General features: G+C 60.6%; 16 protein-coding genes. 12 read left to right on the top strand and 4 right to left on the bottom strand.

What is annotated here, in order from left to right; genetic code table 11:
* Positions 1–4 precede the first annotated feature (4 nt).
* The 3 genes from ACIQWP_RS21360 (at position 5) to ACIQWP_RS21350 (ending at position 3,099) form a co-directional block, all read left to right on the top strand.
* Entirely contained in the window at positions 5–1,012 is a 1,008-nt protein-coding gene (locus ACIQWP_RS21360) for a zinc-dependent alcohol dehydrogenase family protein (protein WP_402791746.1), read from the top strand.
* Between the two features lie 108 nt (positions 1,013–1,120).
* Positions 1,121–2,143 carry a LacI family DNA-binding transcriptional regulator gene (locus ACIQWP_RS21355; protein WP_402792087.1) on the top strand — a complete coding sequence of 341 codons (1,023 nt, stop codon included), beginning with the start codon at positions 1,121–1,123 and terminating at the stop codon, positions 2,141–2,143.
* A gap of 302 nt (positions 2,144–2,445) precedes the next feature.
* Positions 2,446–3,099 carry an alpha/beta family hydrolase gene (locus ACIQWP_RS21350; protein WP_402791744.1) on the top strand — a complete coding sequence of 218 codons (654 nt, stop codon included), beginning with the start codon at positions 2,446–2,448 and terminating at the stop codon, positions 3,097–3,099.
* A gap of 64 nt (positions 3,100–3,163) precedes the next feature.
* Here the strand turns inward: ACIQWP_RS21350 and ACIQWP_RS21345 are convergent, their stop codons facing one another.
* Together ACIQWP_RS21345 and uxuA are read right to left on the bottom strand one after the other, a co-directional pair.
* On the bottom strand, positions 3,164–4,675 hold the full coding sequence (locus ACIQWP_RS21345; protein WP_402791741.1) for a mannitol dehydrogenase family protein: 1,512 nt from the start codon (positions 4,673–4,675) through the stop codon (positions 3,164–3,166).
* Positions 4,672–5,889 (bottom strand): mannonate dehydratase, encoded by a 1,218-nt coding sequence (gene uxuA, locus ACIQWP_RS21340; RefSeq protein ID WP_402791738.1) that lies wholly within the window; start codon positions 5,887–5,889, stop codon positions 4,672–4,674. Before uxuA ends, ACIQWP_RS21345 begins: the two co-directional genes overlap by 4 nt.
* A gap of 106 nt (positions 5,890–5,995) precedes the next feature.
* Between uxuA and ACIQWP_RS21335 the strand changes: the two genes are divergently transcribed.
* The 3 genes from ACIQWP_RS21335 (at position 5,996) to ACIQWP_RS21325 (ending at position 9,402) form a co-directional block, all read left to right on the top strand.
* Positions 5,996–6,727 carry a GntR family transcriptional regulator gene (locus ACIQWP_RS21335; RefSeq protein ID WP_402791735.1) on the top strand — a complete coding sequence of 244 codons (732 nt, stop codon included), beginning with the start codon at positions 5,996–5,998 and terminating at the stop codon, positions 6,725–6,727.
* A 183-nt stretch (positions 6,728–6,910) separates the two neighbouring features.
* On the top strand, positions 6,911–7,948 hold the full coding sequence (locus tag ACIQWP_RS21330; protein ID WP_402791732.1) for an L-idonate 5-dehydrogenase: 1,038 nt from the start codon (positions 6,911–6,913) through the stop codon (positions 7,946–7,948).
* Positions 7,949–7,989: 41 nt separating this feature from the next.
* Entirely contained in the window at positions 7,990–9,402 is a 1,413-nt protein-coding gene (locus tag ACIQWP_RS21325; RefSeq protein WP_402791729.1) for an MFS transporter, read from the top strand.
* Between the two features lie 197 nt (positions 9,403–9,599).
* Here the strand turns inward: ACIQWP_RS21325 and ACIQWP_RS21320 are convergent, their stop codons facing one another.
* Together ACIQWP_RS21320 and ACIQWP_RS21315 are read right to left on the bottom strand one after the other, a co-directional pair.
* Positions 9,600–9,731, bottom strand: coding sequence for a LysR family transcriptional regulator (locus tag ACIQWP_RS21320; protein WP_402791726.1), 132 nt, complete (start codon positions 9,729–9,731; stop codon positions 9,600–9,602).
* 69 nt (positions 9,732–9,800) lie between these two features.
* Positions 9,801–10,871, bottom strand: coding sequence for a LacI family DNA-binding transcriptional regulator (locus ACIQWP_RS21315; RefSeq protein WP_402791723.1), 1,071 nt, complete (start codon positions 10,869–10,871; stop codon positions 9,801–9,803).
* 220 nt (positions 10,872–11,091) lie between these two features.
* Here ACIQWP_RS21315 and ACIQWP_RS21310 point away from each other — a divergent pair, with 220 nt between their 5' ends.
* The 6 genes from ACIQWP_RS21310 to ACIQWP_RS21285 all read left to right on the top strand — a co-directional run bounded on the left by ACIQWP_RS21310 (position 11,092) and on the right by ACIQWP_RS21285 (position 17,950).
* The gene (locus tag ACIQWP_RS21310) at positions 11,092–12,045 is read left to right on the top strand and encodes a sugar phosphate isomerase/epimerase family protein (RefSeq protein WP_402791720.1); all 954 of its coding nucleotides are present in this window, start codon (positions 11,092–11,094) and stop codon (positions 12,043–12,045) included.
* Between the two features lie 58 nt (positions 12,046–12,103).
* On the top strand, positions 12,104–13,336 hold the full coding sequence (locus ACIQWP_RS21305) for an ABC transporter substrate-binding protein (protein WP_402791717.1): 1,233 nt from the start codon (positions 12,104–12,106) through the stop codon (positions 13,334–13,336).
* 72 nt (positions 13,337–13,408) lie between these two features.
* A complete protein-coding gene (locus ACIQWP_RS21300) occupies positions 13,409–14,296 on the top strand; it encodes a carbohydrate ABC transporter permease (RefSeq protein ID WP_402791714.1) in 888 nt (295 codons plus the stop codon).
* Positions 14,296–15,180: a carbohydrate ABC transporter permease gene (locus ACIQWP_RS21295; RefSeq protein ID WP_402791711.1), complete on the top strand. Its 885-nt coding sequence runs from the start codon at positions 14,296–14,298 to the stop codon at positions 15,178–15,180. Before ACIQWP_RS21300 ends, ACIQWP_RS21295 begins: the two co-directional genes overlap by 1 nt.
* 4 nt (positions 15,181–15,184) lie before the next feature.
* On the top strand, positions 15,185–16,267 hold the full coding sequence (locus ACIQWP_RS21290; protein WP_402791708.1) for an ABC transporter ATP-binding protein: 1,083 nt from the start codon (positions 15,185–15,187) through the stop codon (positions 16,265–16,267).
* Positions 16,268–16,297: 30 nt separating this feature from the next.
* Complete coding sequence (locus tag ACIQWP_RS21285; protein ID WP_402791705.1) at positions 16,298–17,950, top strand: GMC oxidoreductase; 1,653 nt, start codon at positions 16,298–16,300, stop codon at positions 17,948–17,950.
* The last annotated feature ends 7 nt before the right edge of the window (positions 17,951–17,957 follow it).

Genomic DNA, 17,957 nt, shown 5'->3' with positions numbered 1-17,957 from the left:
CGACATGCAAGCAATAAGTTTCACTGAAAGGGGCGTCGCGGGGTTGGCGGACATGCCGCGGCCCACATTGGCGCCAGGACATGCCCTCATCCGCGTGAAGGCTGCGGGGCTCTGCCACACGGATATCGACGTCCTCCACGGCCGCTATGGCGAGGGGCGCTTTCCCCTGGTCCCCGGTCATGAATATGCCGGCCTGGTCGAGGCGGTCGCCGAAGACGTCACCGGTTTGCGGCCAGGTGCAAGGGTCGCCGTCGACCCCAACCTGCCCTGTGGCACCTGCAATTTGTGCCGCAAGGGAATGACAAATCTCTGCAAGGAACTGAAAGCCTATGGCGTCACGCAAGACGGTGGCTTTGCCGAATACAGCACCGTTAGGGTTTCGCATCTGCACGATATCGGCGATCTTCCATTCGATGTGGCAGCTTTGGCCGAACCACTCGCCTGCGTCCTCAACGGACTTGGCAATATCGGCCTGACGACCGGAGTACGACGCGCGGAGAGCGCGCTCGTGTTCGGTGGCGGCCCGATCGGGCTTCTGCTTGCCTTATCGATGAAGGCGCGAGGCGTTGGCGACGTTGTCGTGGCCGATATAGACGAAAGCCGCCTGAGATTTGCCGAGGAGCTGGGATTGGAGGCCCTACACCCGAAGTCCCCGGAGATCGAGGGCCGCAAACGGTCCTTCGATCTTGTTGCGGATGCGACGGGTGTTCCGGCCGTCGTGGAGAGCATGCCCGAATTCGCATTGGACGGCGGCGCAATCTTGGTATTCGGCGTATGTGCTCCCGGCGTCCGTGTCCCGATATCCCCGTTCGACATCTTCCGGCGTCAGTTGACGATTGCTGGCTCGCATTCCTTGAACCAGAACCTGCCTGCCGCCCTCGAGCTGCTTCGCAAGGACAATGGCGCAATGGCACGCCTGATCTCGCATCGGCTTCCGCTCAATGAAGTGCTGCCCTTCTTCAGCAAGAGCGGCGGCGCGCCCACAATGAAGGTGCAATTTGTCGCGGAATGATCTCGGTTCCTCCCTCTGGGAGGAACTCTCTTTTCCCTCGGAGAAGAGTCGGATAGACATCTTGCGATTGAGTCTGGAGACCATGTCGTGCCGAAGCCGATCAAAACAATGGAGGACTTCTCGGAGTTTGTCGGTCTTTCCCGCCCAACGGTGTCCAAATACTTCAACGATCCGAGCTCGGTTCGAAAGAAAACACGTGAAACCATCGAGGCTGCACTTAAAAAATCCGGTTTTCGGCCAAACCTCTTTGCCGTCAACCTGAATAGACGCCGGACCAATATCGTCGGTATCGTCATTCCAAGTTCGATCGACCAGTTCTATATGGCGCTCACTCGAAGGATTGAAGCGCTGGCGACGGAAGCCGGCTATTTCGCGCTGGTCCTTTCAACGGACGGTCGATCCGATCTTGAAGAGAGAGCGATCCGCACCCTCAAATCGCTCAATGTGGCGGGTGCCATCATCGCGCCGCTTGGGGTGGAGCCACACCAGCAGACCTTATCCGAATATGGCCGCAGCGTACCGCTTGTCTACATTGATTCGCCGCTCGACGACGCATCGGCATTCGTCGGAACCGACAACCAACAAAGCTTTGGATTGATCGTCGATTATCTGTGTCGGTCAGGCGAACCGCCGAGCTATCTCGGGATGCCCGACGTGAACACGAACGCCCGCACGCGTCAGGCCGCTTACATCAACGCGATGACACGGTTTGACCTGACGCCGCATATCCTGCCCGTGACGGAAACCCGCATGTGGGATTTCGAAAGATTCGGATTCGAAGAGATGACGCGTCTCGTCAACTCGAAGCGATTGCCGACAAAGACCATTCTTTGCGCGAACGACCGAATTGCCTTTGGTGCCATCGCCGCAGCATACAAGATAGGTCTTAAAGTGGGACATGGCACGACGTCCGACATCCGGATTGCCGGGCATGACGATCATCCCTTGTCCAGATACGCATGCCCACCAATCACAACGGTTGCCCAGAATGTCAGCGAAATCGGCAGGCGTGCAGTTGATATGCTTCTCGGCATGCTTGGCGACAATGATGAGAGCGCGGGCCGAGGAGAAGCAACCTCGGCTGCCCGATTTTTATTGTCGGCCGACCTTATGTTGCGGGAATCGGCTTAGTCGCCAAACGGCCGCGCATCGGGCAGCGATCGTCTGAAGTTCCAAGCGAAATGGAAGGCGCCGTCACAAGACATGTTGTCAAACGGCATCGTAATATTGCCCAGCAGTCCATTTCCGCGTGCGGCAGAGCCGATCCCGGGCAAGGCTGATCGTGGGGAATGTCACTTTCACCTGTGGCCGAAAGATCGCCAAATCGGTACATCCGATGGTGCGCGCGATCGCGGTCGAAGTGCTCATAGACCGGATGGCTAGATGCGTTGCGGTTTCGCTGATAGTGGTGCCATGAACCGGGAGAACCTCGAATGCCTCACGACTTCCTCGTCACCGGCCCCAAAGATGCCAAGATCACCATCGTCCTCGCCCACGGAGCGGGTGGCGCGATGGACACGACCTGGATGGAAACCACGTCCGCAGCGTTTTCCGAGAGAGGCTTGCGGATCATCCGGTTCGAATTCGACTACATGTCGGCCCGACGGTCCTCTAGCAAACGGCCACCGCCGCCTCGCGCAGAGCTCCTGAAGCAGGAATTCGAAGCCGTGATCAGTGAAGTCGATTCGCAAGGGATACTCGTAATCGCGGGGAAATCCATGGGCGGACGCGTGGCCAGCATGATCGCGGACGCCCTTGGCGATGCGGGAAGGGTCTCGGGACTGCTCTGTCTCGGATATCCGTTCCATCCGATGGGGAAGCCGGATAGTCTGCGGACCGCTCATCTCGCAGAGATGAAGACACCTACCCTCATCTGCCAGGGAACCCGCGACCTGTTCGGCTCACAGGAGGAGGTCTCGAATTACAAGCTCTCCAAAATGATCGAGATTCAATGGCTGAAAGATGGAGACCATGACTTCCGTCCGCGAAAGGCGGTCTCCGGTCTCACGGCTGCCGAGCATCTCGCGACTGTCGCCGATCGCGTTGCCAGCTGGACAACGACATTGCGAAAGTCCGCGTCGCCGTGAAAATGCAAGGATGAATCCGTTGGGGGTGCCTATCCCTGATTTTGCAGATCCACACCCGCTTCGATCAGCGGCGAAACGATGTGGCATCGCCGTGGTCAGAGCTGCCGGCGAGTTCGGAAGCGATGGCCGCGTTCATGCCGTTTGCGAGCATGAGTTCAAGTTGGGATGATACGGCATCCAGCCACTGCGGGTCGCTGCGAAGACGCTCCGGAAACAAGCGCGGAAGATCGTGCAATGCCCTGCCGATATCGGACGGCGTCCGGACGCTTGAAACGGCCTTCGCGATCTCGGCCTCGCGTGGGTCGTTGAGCGCGTAGGCGGCCCCATCGTCGAAGCGGCCGAGACAATAGCGCATCCAGGCTGCAACCGCGAAAGCAAAGGGCCGGATATCCGCTCCTTTCGCCAGCAACTCGACTGCCGGCGCCAGCAAGCGCTGCGGCAGCTTCTCGGTGCCATCCATGGCGATCTGGCGAGTCTCGTGGGCGATAGCGGGATTGGCAAAACGAGCGAGAACATCTGCCGCATAGGCATCGAGCCCGATGCCGGGCAAAGGCTGAAGCGTGGAAGCCGCAGCCCCAAGATGCCGCGCAATCAAAGCACGAAAGCCGTTCTGGCCGACAGTATCCCGAACATAGCGGCGACCGGTCAGAAAGCCGGCATATGCCAGCATCGAATGCGAGCCGTTGAGCATCCGCAGCTTCATGGTCTCGTAAGGGTGGACGTCATCGACAAACAATGCGCCGCCCGCCTCCCAGGCCGGGCGGCCGCTCGGAAACTGGTCCTCAATGACCCATTGGCGGAAAGGTTCGGTTTCAACGGCTGCCCGGTCCACGCAGCCGGTCAATTGCAAGGCGTCGTCAAGCGTCCGTTGGGTAGACGCAGGCGTAATGCGATCGACCATGCTTGACGGGAAGGCAACATTGGCCGCAATCCACTCGGCAAGTGCCGGGTCGGATCGCCGCGCAAAGTCGATAACCCCTGCCCGGACGAACCCGCCATTGTCAGGCAGATTGTCACAGCACAGCACGGTGAAAGGCTCGGCTCCCGCCGCGCGCCGAAGTCGCAAAGCTTCCGTCAGCACGCCGAGCACGCCGGTCGGCTGCGCGGGTTTTGCCAGATCGGCCGCCACCGCCGGATGGTCGGGATCGGCCGTCATCGTGGCGCGGTCGATGCCATAAGCTTTCTCCGTGACGGTCATGGTCACGATGCGCGTCGCCGGAGCCGCAAGCTGCCGCATCAGGGCGGCAGGCTCGCGGCTCGCGGCGACAATGCGCTCGATACTGCCGATGACTTTTGCGCGTGCTCCGGCGGCGTCCCGTTCGATGAGCGTATAAAGACCGTGCTGCGGATTGAGCGCGTCGGCAACCTCGTGGCCGCGAAGGCTCACGCCGACGATACGCCAATCGCCGCCTCCAGCGGCAAGGGCCGCATCGGTATAGTCGGCCTGATGAGCACGATGGAACGCGCCTGCTCCCAAATGGACGATGCCGCAACCGTGGCGTCCGGGATCATAGGCCGGCCGCGATGCAGGGCCGACGACGTCCGTGAGCAGCGACAGGCGCGGTCGATGGGTCATGCCGGCAGCCCTGCCAAAGGATGCGACAATGCCGTCTCGATACCGCGCAGCTCGGCAAGGCCCTTCAGCCGCCCGATTGCGGGATAGCCCGGCTGACCGCTGCGCTTGAGGTCATCCAGGATATCCTGCCCGTGATCGGGTCGCATCGGGATTTGCCAATCGGCTCGTCCGCTTGCTGCCCGTCGGCGCTCCTCGCGCACTATGGCGGCAATCATCGCCACCATATCCGTACCGCCTGCGAGATGTTCGGCCTCGTAGAAGGAGCCGTAGACCTCGTTGGATTCACGCTTGACGTTGCGCAGATGCAGGAAATGCACCCGATCGCCGAGCCGCTCCATCATGCCGGGCAGGTCGTTGTCGGGCCGAGCCCCCAGCGAACCGGTACACAGCGTGATGCCGTTTGCCGGACTGTCGACCGCCTTCATGAGCGCCGCATAGTCCGCCTCCGTCGACATGATGCGCGGCAACCCGAGAAGCGCGAACGGCGGATCATCGGGGTGACAGCACAGGCGCATGCCAAGCCGCTCCGCCACGGGAACCACCTCGGTCAGAAAATCTATCTGATTGGCCCGCAAACGATCCGGCGAGACATCGCGGTAGTCTTCCAGATGGGCCTGCACATCCGAAAGCGTGAAGCTCTCGGCCGCACCGGGCAGGCCGCAGACGACATTGCTTGCCAGCGCCTGCCTTTCCTCTTGCGTCATACCGACATGACGTTCGCGCGCTTGCTCCACAAGCCAGCCCGGCAATTCGTTTGCAGCTGCCGCTCGGGCGAGGATGAAAAGATCGAAGGCGGCGAAATCGACCAGATCGAAGCGCATGCAGGTCGCGCCGTTGGGCAGGCGCCATCTCAGATGCGTTCTCGTCCAATCCAGCACCGGCATGAAATTGTAGCAAATCGTTTCGATGCCGGCATCGCGAAGATTGCCGAGGCTGAGCTTGTAGTTCGCGATATGCTCGCGCCATTGGCCTCTCTGCTTCTTGATATCCTCGGAAACAGGCAGGCTTTCGACGACATCCCAGCCCAGACCCGAAGGGCTGCCGTCCGTCATGCGGGCTATCTCACCCTTACGTCTATCGATCTCGGCTGCCGACCAGACGGCACCGGTTGGAACATGATGCAAGGCGCTGACAACACCCTGCACGCCCGCCTGCAACATATCGTCGATTGAAACCTGATCCCGAGGTCCAAACCATCGCCAAGTCTGTTTCACGATATGACTCCTTTCCGAGGCCGCATAATCTCATGTCGTCACTGCCATAGCATGCAAAGGCTTGATTGACTAGTATGGTAGTCCACTATATAGGTGAGTCATGACGATGGCTCTACCCCCAAGCCGAACATCGGCGCAAAGCATCGAAGAAACCCAGCCCACCGCATGGGCGCTGGAGCCGACGGCACCCGTCGGGCCGCAAATATACAAGGTGCTCCGCCGCTTCATTGTCAGGGGTGAATTCAGTCCCGGCACCGCGATGTCGGAAGTGGATATTGCCGGGCGATTTGCCACCAGCCGTCAACCGGTGCGCGAGGCCTTCATCAAACTCGCCGAGGATGGCCTGCTCGAAGTCAGGCCACAGCGCGGCACGTTTGTCCGCAAGATCAGCATAGCCCAAGTCATCGATGCGCGTTTCGTCCGCGAGGCAATCGAGACCAGCATCGTGCGCGAGCTTGCGGCCAAGGGCGACACCGCCCTGATAAAACGCCTGCGGCAGCAGTTGAAGGAGCAGGCGGCAGTTTCGATCGACAGACCGGATGATTTCATGAAGCTGGATGAGCAGTTTCATTGGACCCTGGCTGATGCGGCCGGCCGATCCTATGGCTGGAAGGTCATCGAGGACGTCAAGCTGCAGATGGACCGTGTGCGCCACCTGACTTTGAAAACCTTCCCGCAGCAAAGGCTCGTGCGGCAACACGCTGCCATCGTCGATGGCATCGAGCACGCCGCGCCAGACGAGGCTGAGCGAGAGATGAGACAGCATCTGCAGCTCATCCTGGAAGATCTGCCGTCGGTCGAGAAGCAGCACCCCGATTTCTTCACGCCATCGACATAGACGGCCTGCAATCCAGCGCGCCGAAGGGAAGGCGCTCATGGTGCAGAAGCCTCTGCCGTTGGCTTGATGATCTCGGTCACATTTTGTCACTGCCGTCGTGCCCCTAAGCCGGCAGTGGAATGGATGGGATCAACCGCCATGTAGCAGCGGATGCAGTCCCTCAGGAAACACAGGAGAAAGCCCATGAAGACGAGGGCCTGCGTGCTTCACGCTCAAGGCGACATACGCATCGAAGAGCGCGAGATTGGTACAGTCGGCGACGCGCAAGTCCTGGTGCGCGTCGGCACCGGAGGAATATGCGGTTCGGATATCCATTACTTCTGGGATGGTGGCATCGGTACGATCCGTGTGACCGAGCCGATCATTCTCGGCCACGAGGTCGCCGGCACCGTTGAAGCGGTCGGCGCAAGCGTCGGGAGGATGAAGCCGGGGGATCGGGTGGCGCTGTGCCCGAGCCGTCCCTGCGGTCATTGCCGCTTCTGCCAGGCCGGGCAGCAACAGCATTGCCTGGAAATGCAATTCTTTGGAAGCGCAATGCGCAAGCCGCACTGCGATGGCGGTTTTCGCGATCTGATCATCGTCGAGGATTTTCAATGCGAGCCGGTCGGCGAAGCGGGCCTAGACGAAGCTGCCTGCAGCGAGCCGCTCGCCGTCGGTCTTCATGCGATCAACAACGCCGGCAGCCTCCTTGGCAAGAGCGTCGTGGTCATGGGCGCCGGTCCGATCGGGGCGCTCCTGATCGGTGCGGCACGCATGGCCGGTGCGCACGAGGTCGTGGCCGTCGACCTGGCGGAGGCGCCGCTGAAGGCTGCCCGGAAGATGGGAGCCGATCTGACCATCAACGGTAGCGACGCGGACCGTCTCGCCAGCTATTCCGAAGACAAGGGATATTTCGATATCGGCTTTGAATGCACTGGTTCGGGCATCGCGCTAGGCAGCCTGTTCCCGATCACCAAGCCCCGCGGCACCATCGTTGCCGTCGGCGTCAGCAATGGCGCGCATATTCCGTTCAATGCCTTGGTCGGCAAGGAAATCAGGCTCGTCGGCACCCATCGCTTTCACAGCGAATACGGCCTCGCGGCCCGGATGATAGCGGAGCGACGCATAGACGTGCGGCCGATCATCACGTCGACGATCCCCATGGAGCACATCCGGGACGCATTCGACATCGTCCGCGACCGGACCACTCAAATGAAGGTGCAGCTCAGCTTCGCGCGATAGGTAATTACGGCGCAATGATTGGTAATGTGGAGGAGGAATGAATGGCAACTGATACCCATGATCCGGCAACGATACGGAAATTGTCGGATGACGCGACACGCGTCCTGTTGAACAAGCCCAATACGATCTCCAGCACGCAAGGCGGCTGGATGATGATTGCAACGATCCTCATCGAGGCCTGGGATCTCTATGCCATCGCATTCGTGCTGATCTTCATCAAGGCGGATTTCAATCCGACGGCGGCACAGCTTGGCCTTGCCGCCGCTGCGGTTCAAGGCGGTGCTCTGATAGGAGCGCTGCTCGGCGGAATTCTTGCCGACTATTTCGGACGCAAGAAAGTCTTTATCGGCACGATGGTCCTGTTCATCGTCCTGGCGATCGCTCAGGCTTTCGTACGCGATATCTGGGAGCTGATCCTCATCCGCTTCCTGATCGGCATCCCGCTCGGCAGCGACATTTCCAACGGTTATGCCTACATCATGGAATCGATGTCCAAGGGCAAGCGCGAGCAGATGGGCAGCCGCTGGCAGTTCATGTTCGGTGCCGGAGAGGTCATATCGATTATCGTGATCACGCTGATGTACGTCGCCGGCATGGACCATTCGCTGCTGTGGCGCATCGCTTTGGCGCTCGGCGCGGTTCCGGCCGTGATCCTGCTGATCTGGCGCCTTGACCTGCCGGAAACGCCCCTCTCGCTGTTGCAGCGCGGTCAGTTCGTGAAGGCCAAGCAGGTCTCCAAGCGACTGTTCGACGATCCGCTCGACATGCTTCCGAATGAGGATGTGAAACTGCCCAAACCCAAGCTCGGTGATTTCCTCAAGGTCATCTGGGCCGATCCGATCAAGAAGCGTGCGACGATCTTTTCCTGGATTTCCAATGCTTGCCAGGGCGCCGAATTCACCGCCTGGGGCTTCTATCTTCCGGTTATCCTGGTACTTAGCGGCGTCGGCGTTGCGAGCGACGGCAATATCACCGGCACGAATATCGTCACAGCGCTGATCTTCTGCCTGGCGACGGTTTCCGGCTATGTGGCACCGCTCATGCTCCCCAAAATCGGCCATCGGGGTGTTGCCATGTGGGGGTTCGGCCTGGCTTTCACAGGCCTCATTCTCGGCGGCTTCGCCATACAATATGATTGGAAGATCCTTATTGTCGTCGGCGCCTGCATTCTGATGTGGGGCCACTATTGGGATGCATCCAATGGCATGACCATATCGTCCATGGTCGCGCCAAGCCGCTTCAAGGCAACGGCTTCCGGATTTGGTTACATGTTTGTCAAGGCGGCATCTTTCTTTGGTGCGTTTGTGTTCCCAATTCTGAGCGAACAGTTCGGCAAGGCCGGTGCCACGTTCTTTGTCGCGATCCTGTCTTTGATCGGCTTCCTTGCCGCCAAGTTCATATTGCCGGAAGTCTACGGCTATGTGGAAACCGAAGAATCATCGGATACGAAATAGAGATATCTGCACATGGATGTGCCATCGGATGTCGACCATCCGATGGCGCTGGCACCAACAGATAAGCCGCCTGCACCGACCTCCGATGATACTGCGGCATATCAAATACCGGTTTGCAACGGGCACGTGATCCCCTGCCCTCAAATCGGCATACTGCACTTGGGCAATCTGGTCGGCTTTCACCGGTGAATCATCGCTCAACCGGCCAGGCGAACGCCGAGTTTTGTTTCCAGCGCCGCCGGCGATGATTCCAGCCGCCGTGCGGCCGCGGAAATTCCTCCCTCCTCGACAATGGTCCGAAACAGTACGAACTCGGAAATCGCATCCAATTGGCCCTCCTTGCCGATAAAGGCTCCGATAAATACGACCCTACCTATGTTTCGAGAGCGCCATCGCCGTCAAACCGGCGCCGGACCGAAGCTTTCGCGCCGAATGAGCCTGCTTGCGATGACATGGCGCACGGCCGCCGTCCTTTCCGGCGCATCGATCCGTTCCATCAGCAAGCTCACGGCCATCTGCCCCATTTCCTCGACCGGCTGCTCGATGGTCGACAGCGGTGGCGTCGAATATTCGCACACGGGAGCGCCATCGAAGGATACGATCGACAGATCTGCCGGAATTTTCCAGCCCATCCGTTGAACATGGCTCATGAAGGAAATCGCCATATCATCACTGGTGGCAATGACGGCCGTCGGCTTTGGGGCGAGATTGGCAAATTCCGTGGCGGCAGCGGCGCCGATCTGGAAACCGTGCTGATAGTCCAGACCGCCGCCGGACCTGACGATCGCCGCCTCGGGAATTCCCGCTGCGGCGAGCGCTTCAACGGCGCCCAGATAGCGTTCGTTGTCGTGATAATTGCCCTGCGGGCCAGCGAGATAAAGGAAACGCCGATGGCCGAGAGCAACCAGCTCGGCCGTGGCATCGCGAACGGCTTGCCGGTCATTGGTCACGACGCTTGGCAGGGCCGCATGGCTCATGTCGAATAGCAGCGACACGATCGGCAGGGCCGAATCCTTGAGCGAGCGGCCGCCATCGACTGGTAGATCCGAGGAGAGAATGATGGCTCCGCGCACCGTGCCGCCGAAGGCCAGATCGAGAATGTGGCGCTCGGAGGCCTCGTCGCGATCGAGGTTGGCAATCGTCAGATGATAGCCGTTCTGCCTTAGCGACCGGTTTATTCCCTGCAGGACCAGCGGGATGACCTGTGAGACACCGTAATAGAGCGAGCCCGGCAGGATAATCATGACGACATTGGACTTGCCGACGCGAAGCCCCCTTGCCATGGCATTGGGCGTATAGCCGAGCTGCTTGGCGGCGGCGTCTATCTTGGCGCGCGTCTTCTCGTTGACGCGGCCCGGATTGGCGAGCGCCCGGCTCACTGTCGAGATCGCAACTCCTGCAAGTCGGGCAACGTCGGCCATCAGAGGGCCGGAATGCTCCTCTGCCGGCACATCCTTGTTAATCTTCACTTTTTAGCGTCCTTCCCAATGCCTGCTGCGCGGGATGCTACGGCAATCCCAGGCGCTTAGCAAACGATTGCCAAAAATCGCTTGCATATAAAAACGACTTGTCTACTATCTGGGCACGGCAAACGTTTGCCAATTGCAGTGCATTGAAATCATTGTGGATTATTTGGCGTGGAACATCGTTCCGCGAGCAACCCTCCATGCCTCAGGAACGGATAGACCTATGACCTCAACGGAACGGCTGCGCTTTGGTGTCGATCTCGTCACCTTTTTCCACCCCGGATTTTGGGGTGTGGCGGATTATGACGGCATCGTCGCCCTGTCCCGCAGCGAACCGCGCGCCTTCTGGGACAAGATGCTCGATGCCGTGCAAGCTTCCGGCGTCACCGGCGTAGAGCTGACCTTCTCCCCCTTCAATTGGCAGGATGCGACGAAGACCTATGGTTCGGTCGAGAACTTCGCCGCAGAGCTTTCAAGGCGTGGTCTGACGCTGGCGAGCGGCTTTTTCGCGGAACTCGAAGCTGCCGGCGATTTCACCGAGGCATCCGCACAAGCCGCCATCATCGACAAGGCCGAGAAATACGCCGATTTCCTCAAGGCGTGCGGCAGCGACATCATGGTCATCGGCGCACCGCTTCGCCAGACGCTCGGCGCCCAGCCGACGCGGTTCTTCGATTTCGAACAGGCGCGCAAGATTGCCGATTTCCTCAATCGCCTCGGCGCCACCCTTTACGCCAGGGGCGTGCGGCTCGCCCTCCACACCGAGGCGCATTCGATCTTCGCGGCCGCGCACGATGTCGATCTGCTGATGCTGCTGACCGATCCCGCCTATGTGCATATGTGCCCGGACACGGCGCATATCATCGTTGCCGGCTCCGATCCGCTGCAGCTCGTCGACCGTCACCACGAGCGCGTCATCATCGCGCATTGGAAGGATGCGCTCGGCCCAATGCCGGCCGACACTGTGATCGACGAGCATATCCACGACCGCCATCGCCCCTATTTCTGCGGCTTCGGCCTTGGCCGCGTCGATTGGCCGGGTTGGGCGAGGCTGCTGCGCGACCGCGGCTATCAAGGCTGGGCTATCCTTGAACTCGATGCCGCTCCCGATCCGATTGGTGACATCGCAAACGGGCTGACGCTTGTGCGGCAGGCGCTTCTGCCGATCTATCGCTGATACAACAATCTGAAAACGAATGGCCCCGCCAAGAGGGCCTTTTTGAGAAGGTGGAACGATGAAGAACAGAATGAAACTGCTATTGATGGGAGCCGCCCTCGTTGCGGCCTCCATTCCCGCCCATGCCGAAGACAAGCCGCAGGCCGAGGTGATGACGTCGTGGACCTCCGGCAGCGAGGCCGCCGCCCTCGGCGTCATCAAACAGGAGTTCGAAAAACGCGGCGGCGTCTGGAAGGACTCTTCCATTGCCGGTTTCGGCGCAGCCGATGCCGCCTTCCAGAACCGTCTGGTCGCGGGCGACCCGCCGACGGCCAAGCAGGCTGTACTCGGCCTTGCCAATACCGATTTCGTCAATCAGGGGCTTTTGACGCCGATCGATGATGTGGCGACAGCCGGCAAATGGGCGGAGGTCCTGCCAAAATCGATCTTTGATCTCATCTCCTATAACGGCAAGGTCTATCTCTCTCCGACCGGCGCCCACGGCGAGAGCTGGGTATTCTATTCCAAGGATGCCTTCACTAAAGCCGGCGTGGCCGAGGAACCAAAGAGTTGGGACGAGTTCTTCTCAGCGCTCGACAAACTGAAGGCCGCCGGTATTCAGCCGGTCGCCTGGGGCGGCCAATCCTGGCAGGAATCCAAGGTCTTCAACATGATCCTGCTGACCCAGGTCGGCATCGACGGCTTCCTGAAGATCTATGCCGACAAGGACAAGAGCGACGCGTCCGTCGAAGGCGTGAAGAAGACGCTCGATATTCTCGGCAAGCTGCGCGCTTATGTCGATGAGGGTGCGGCCGGGCGCAACTGGAACGACGCGACCGCCATGGTCATCACCGGCAAGGCCGGCGTGCAGTTCATGGGCGATTGGGCCAAGGGCGAATTCGTTGCCGCCGGCAAGACCCTGGGCAAGGACTACGGCTGCATGCTCGCCCCGCAATCGCCGGGCATGGTCTATGTCGCCGATTCCTTCTCCTTCCCGAAGATCGCCGACGCAGCCTCGCAAAAGGGCCAGGCGCTGCTCGCCGAGGTCGCCATGAACCCGGCCGTGCAGGTCGAATTTTCGCTGAAGAAAGGCTCGGTGCCGATGCGCACCGACGTCGACAGATCGAAACTCGACATATGCGCGCAAAAGGGGCTGGAGCTGATGAGCGCCGGCAAGATCGTGCCGGACCAGGCCCTGATCCTCTCGCCGCAGCAGGCAGGCGCCCTCAACGACTTCGTTGACGAGTTCTGGACCAATTCGTCCGAGAACAGCGCCGCCGGTGCGGAAAAGTTCTTCGCGATCTTCGAATAGGCTTCATAACGAGCCGATCGTCGAGACGCCTCGCCGATCGGCTCTGCTCACTTCTTTTGAAAGGGTTTGCTGATGCAAGCCAAGCGCAGACGTCCCGTTGCTGCGACCTATGCCCTTCTGCCGACGTGGATTGCCGCGATCTTCATCTATATCGGCACGATGGTCTGGTCGGTGCGCCTGTCGTTTACGGATTCGACGATCTTTCCATCGTCCAACTATGTCGGCTTTGCCCAATATATAAAGCTGTTCCGGACGTCGAGATGGCTCGCATCGCTTGAAAACGTACTGATATTCGGCGTGCTCTATGTCGGCGGTTGCCTGGTGCTCGGCTTCGTGCTGGCCGCAGCGCTTGATCGCAAGGTTCGCTTCGAAGCCGTGTTCCGCACCATCTTCCTCTATCCCTATGCCATGTCCTTCGTGGTTACCGGCCTCATCTGGCAATGGATGCTGAACCCGACCTTCGGCATTCAGGCGACAGTCCGCGCGCTCGGCTGGCAGAGCTTCGTCTTCGACTGGATCGTCAATCGCGACATGGCGATCTATACGGTCGTTTTTGCCGGGGTCTGGCAGGGAGCCGGCCTTGTCATGGTCATCGCGCTTTCCGGCATGCGCGGGATCGGCGAAGAACAATGGAAGGCAGCTCAGATCGACGGCATTCCGGTCTGGCGCATCTATCTCTCGATCATCCTGCCGCAACTCGGGCCGGCACTTGCCGCTTCGGGCATGTTGCTCTCCATGGGCGTGATCAAGACCTATGATCTCATCGTCGCGCAGACGGGCGGCGGGCCAGGTTATTCGACCGAAGTGCCGGCAAAGTTCATCATGGACAATCTTTTCGAGCGCCAGAACCTGGGCCTTGCCAGTGCCGGCGCCACCGTGCTCGTCCTCTCCGTCGTCATGGCCGTCGCACCGTTTCGCTATGCGCTTTACATGCGCACCAGAAGAAGGGGAGCACACTGATGGCAGCTATTCATCCCCGCGGCCCGAAGCCTTCGCGGCTGTCGGCCGGTCAGATCGGGCTCTACGCCTTCCTGATCCTTGCGGCGCTCTTTTTCTTGCTGCCGCTCTACACGATGCTCGTCACCTCGTTGAAGTCGATGGAAGAGATCCGCCAGGGCCGCATCTTCGCCCTGCCCGATACCGTCGATTTCGACGCCTGGAAAACGGCGTGGTCGGGCGCTTGCATGGGCACGCAATGCCTGGGCGTGCGCATCGGCTTCTGGAACTCGGTGAAGATCACCGTGCCGGCCGTGGCGATCTCCGTCTTCATCGGCGCGATCAACGGCTATGCCCTGTCCTTCTGGCGGCCGAGGGGGTCAAACCTCCTGTTCGGCCTGCTGATGGCCGGTGGGCTCATCCCCTACCAGATCTTCCTCTATCCGCTGGTGCGGCTGCTCGCCAATCTGAGCCTCTATAATTCGGTCGCCGGCGTCGTCCTGGTCCACGTCATTTTCGGCCTGCCGCTGGTGACGCTGCTGTTTCGTAATTACTTCGTCGCCATTCCCGAAGAGCTCTGCAAGGCCGCCCGCGTCGATGGCGCCGGCTTCTGGCGGATCTTCTTCGAGATCATGCTGCCGATGTCCGTGCCGATGGTCGTGGTCGCTTCCATCTTCCAGTTCACCGGCATCTGGAACGATTTCCTGATCGGCCTGGTCTTTGCCGGGCGGGACAATCTGCCGATGACGGTGCAGCTCAACAATATCGTCAACACCACCATGGGCGAGCGCGCCTACAATGTGAACATGGCTGCGACCATCCTCACCGCCGTCGTTCCACTCGCCATCTATTTCTTCTCCGGCCGCTGGTTCCTGCGTGGTGTCGCCGCCGGGGCCGTGAAGGGGTAACGCCATGCAGCCTGCCGTGTCAGTCAAGGATCTCAAGATCGCCTATGGCGACCATACCGTCATCGAGAAGATGTCGATCGACATCGCTCCACGCGAATTTCTGGTGCTGCTCGGACCCTCCGGCTGCGGAAAATCGACCCTGCTCAACTCCATTGCCGGTCTGCAGGACATCACGGACGGCGAGATCTGGATATCGGACAAGAACGTCACCTGGGCCGAGCCGAAGGATCGCGGCATCGGCATGGTGTTCCAATCCTATGCGCTCTACCCTCGCATGTCGGTGCGCAAGAACCTGTCCTTCGGCCTGCGTGTGGCGGGCCTTCCCAAGGCCGAGATCGAAGCGCGCATCGCCCGCACCGCTTCGCTTCTCCATCTCGACAAACTGCTCGACCGCCGCCCCTCGGAACTCTCAGGCGGACAGCGCCAGCGCGTCGCGATCGGCCGCGCCCTGGTGCGCGAAGTGAATGTCTTCCTGTTCGATGAACCGCTCTCCAATCTCGACGCCAAGTTGCGCAACGAATTGCGAGTCGAGATCAAGAAGCTGCACCAGAGCCTCGGCAACACGATGATCTATGTGACGCACGATCAGGTGGAAGCGCTCACGTTGGCCGACCGTATTGCCATCATGAAGGATGGCGTGATCCAGCAGCTTGCCAGCCCATCTGAGATCTATCACCGCCCGACCAATCTTTTTGTCGCCGGCTTCATCGGCGCGCCGGCGATGAACTTCATCAAGGGCGATATTGTTGTGGAGGCAGGCACGCCGGTCTTCGAAAGCAACGGGTTGACCATCGATCTGACCAACTATCCTTTTCTGGCCTCCGTCTGGGCAGGCCCGGCTACGCTCGGCATCCGGCCGGAACATATCGCGCCGGATGGCGCCGCTGCGGGCTGGCCTACCATTCCCGGCACCGTCTCGGTTGTCGAGCCGATGGGCGCAGACACCGTGCTGTGGTTCGACTGGGCCGGTCAAAGCCTCTCCTATCGCATCATGGGTGATGCCGCCCTGCAGCCAGGCACCGCGATCACACCCGGCCTCGACATCGCCAAGGCCTCCATCTTCGGCGCCGATGGCGCCCGCCTTTAAGACCGCCTTCACATCATACGGAAATTACGCATGTCTCAGACTGTCTATGACGCGCTGGTGATTGGCTCCGGCGCCGCCGGCTCCTTTGCCGCCAAGGAATTGACCGCCCAAGGGCTTTCGGTCCTGCTGCTGGAAGCCGGCCCCGCGGTGACGCCGAAGGATTTCGATCCGAACCGCAAGAAGGCGCCCGCCAGCAGCATTAACATCTGGGAGCGCGCGCGCGCGACGCTGAAAGGTCAACCGATCCAGGCGCGCGCGGCCTTCTTTACCGAGCGCTTCAGCCATTTCTTTGTCAACGATCGCAAGAACCCCTATACGACGCCGAAGGGCGCACCGTTTCTGTGGATACGGGGACGGCAGGGCGGCGGCCGCCTGCACAGTTTTGGCCGCGTGCTGCTGCGCTGGACCGACGATGATTTCAAGATCCGCTCGAAGACCGGCAAGGGCGTGGACTGGCCGGTTTCCTACGACGAACTGGCGCCCTACTACGCCGAGGTCGAATCCAGCCTCGGGCTTTATGGCAATCCCGACGGCGTCGAGACCCTGCCCGACGGCGTCTACGCTCATCCGGCAAAGCTGACCCCCGCCGAACAGACCTTCAAAACGGAAGTCGAAGGACGCTGGCCGAAGCGGCATGTGGTTTCCTGGCGCTATATCGCGCCCGATGCCGAGCGCACGCCGAAGCCGCTGCGCGAGGCATTGGCGACCGGACGGCTGACCGTCCGTCATGACGCCATCGTGCGCCGCATCACGACCGATCAATCCGGCGCCCAAGCGACGGGCGCGGAATTCGTCGATCGCGTCACCCGCAAGGTCGAGACCGTGCGCGCAGCCCTTATCGTGCTTTCGGCCTCGCCGATCGAAAGTGTGCGCCTGCTTCTCAATTCGGCGAGCGACCGCCATCCGCGGGGATTGGGTAACAGCTCGGGCACACTCGGTCGCTTTTTCATGGATCAGTTGCCTTGCCTCGCCTTCGGCTCCTTTTCAAAGGCCAAGGGCTGGGCAGCCGACGACTCGGCCCCGGCAGATCCCTTCTACAATCCCTCCGGAGGCATCTTCGTTCCGCGCTTCGGGGAAGGTGATGCCGGTCGCGATGATTTCGACTATCAGGGCAGCATCGGCCGGGCGCCGACGCCTGATGATGAGCCCGCGCGACTGGCCTTCTTCGGCTTCGGCCGCATGCTGCCCTATGCCGACAATCGCATCACGCTCGACGCGAGGCGCAGGGATGCCTGGGGCATTCCCGTGCCCCATATCCGCTGCGTCATGGGCGAGGAAGAACAGGCGCTGCTGCGCCGGCAGGAAGAGGTGCTGATCGACATGGTGCGCGGTGTCGGCGGCGAACTGGAATTCATCGGTTCGCCGACAGGGCTCAGGGAGATGGGTCGTGGCGCCTTTCCCGATGCCGATCCGTTCAGCCGTTTCATGTTCCGGCGGTGGTTCCGCAAGACCATGTGCATGGGCGCCGCCATCCATGAGACCGGTGGCGCGCGCATGGGGACTTCAAGCAGGGACTCCGTGCTCAATGCCCATAATCAGAGCTGGGACGTCCCCAACCTGATCGTGACGGATGCTTCCGCCTTCCCGGGCAGCGGCGTTGCCGGCACCACGCTGACGGTCATGGCACTGACCATCCGCGCCTGCCGAAATCTCGTCGATCAATACCGTGCCGGGCAGCTATGATCAGGCG

This window comes from Rhizobium sp. NPDC090279 (genome assembly GCF_044769665.1).
Taxonomy (GTDB): Bacteria; Pseudomonadota; Alphaproteobacteria; order Rhizobiales; family Rhizobiaceae; genus Rhizobium.
The sequence above is the reverse complement of the archived record's forward strand: the minus strand, read 5'-3'. Positions and strand labels throughout refer to the sequence as shown.

Coding starts and splice junctions, on each gene's coding strand:
- ACIQWP_RS21360 (WP_402791746.1), top strand. CDS start 5: ATGCAAGCAATAAGTTTCACTGAAAGGGGCGTCGCGGGGTTGGCGGAC.
- ACIQWP_RS21355 (WP_402792087.1), top strand. CDS start 1,121: ATGGAGGACTTCTCGGAGTTTGTCGGTCTTTCCCGCCCAACGGTGTCC.
- ACIQWP_RS21350 (WP_402791744.1), top strand. CDS start 2,446: ATGCCTCACGACTTCCTCGTCACCGGCCCCAAAGATGCCAAGATCACC.
- ACIQWP_RS21345 (WP_402791741.1), bottom strand. CDS start 4,675: ATGACCCATCGACCGCGCCTGTCGCTGCTCACGGACGTCGTCGGCCCT.
- ACIQWP_RS21335 (WP_402791735.1), top strand. CDS start 5,996: ATGGCTCTACCCCCAAGCCGAACATCGGCGCAAAGCATCGAAGAAACC.
- ACIQWP_RS21330 (WP_402791732.1), top strand. CDS start 6,911: ATGAAGACGAGGGCCTGCGTGCTTCACGCTCAAGGCGACATACGCATC.
- ACIQWP_RS21325 (WP_402791729.1), top strand. CDS start 7,990: ATGGCAACTGATACCCATGATCCGGCAACGATACGGAAATTGTCGGAT.
- ACIQWP_RS21310 (WP_402791720.1), top strand. CDS start 11,092: ATGACCTCAACGGAACGGCTGCGCTTTGGTGTCGATCTCGTCACCTTT.
- ACIQWP_RS21305 (WP_402791717.1), top strand. CDS start 12,104: ATGAAGAACAGAATGAAACTGCTATTGATGGGAGCCGCCCTCGTTGCG.
- ACIQWP_RS21300 (WP_402791714.1), top strand. CDS start 13,409: ATGCAAGCCAAGCGCAGACGTCCCGTTGCTGCGACCTATGCCCTTCTG.
- ACIQWP_RS21295 (WP_402791711.1), top strand. CDS start 14,296: ATGGCAGCTATTCATCCCCGCGGCCCGAAGCCTTCGCGGCTGTCGGCC.
- ACIQWP_RS21290 (WP_402791708.1), top strand. CDS start 15,185: ATGCAGCCTGCCGTGTCAGTCAAGGATCTCAAGATCGCCTATGGCGAC.
- ACIQWP_RS21285 (WP_402791705.1), top strand. CDS start 16,298: ATGTCTCAGACTGTCTATGACGCGCTGGTGATTGGCTCCGGCGCCGCC.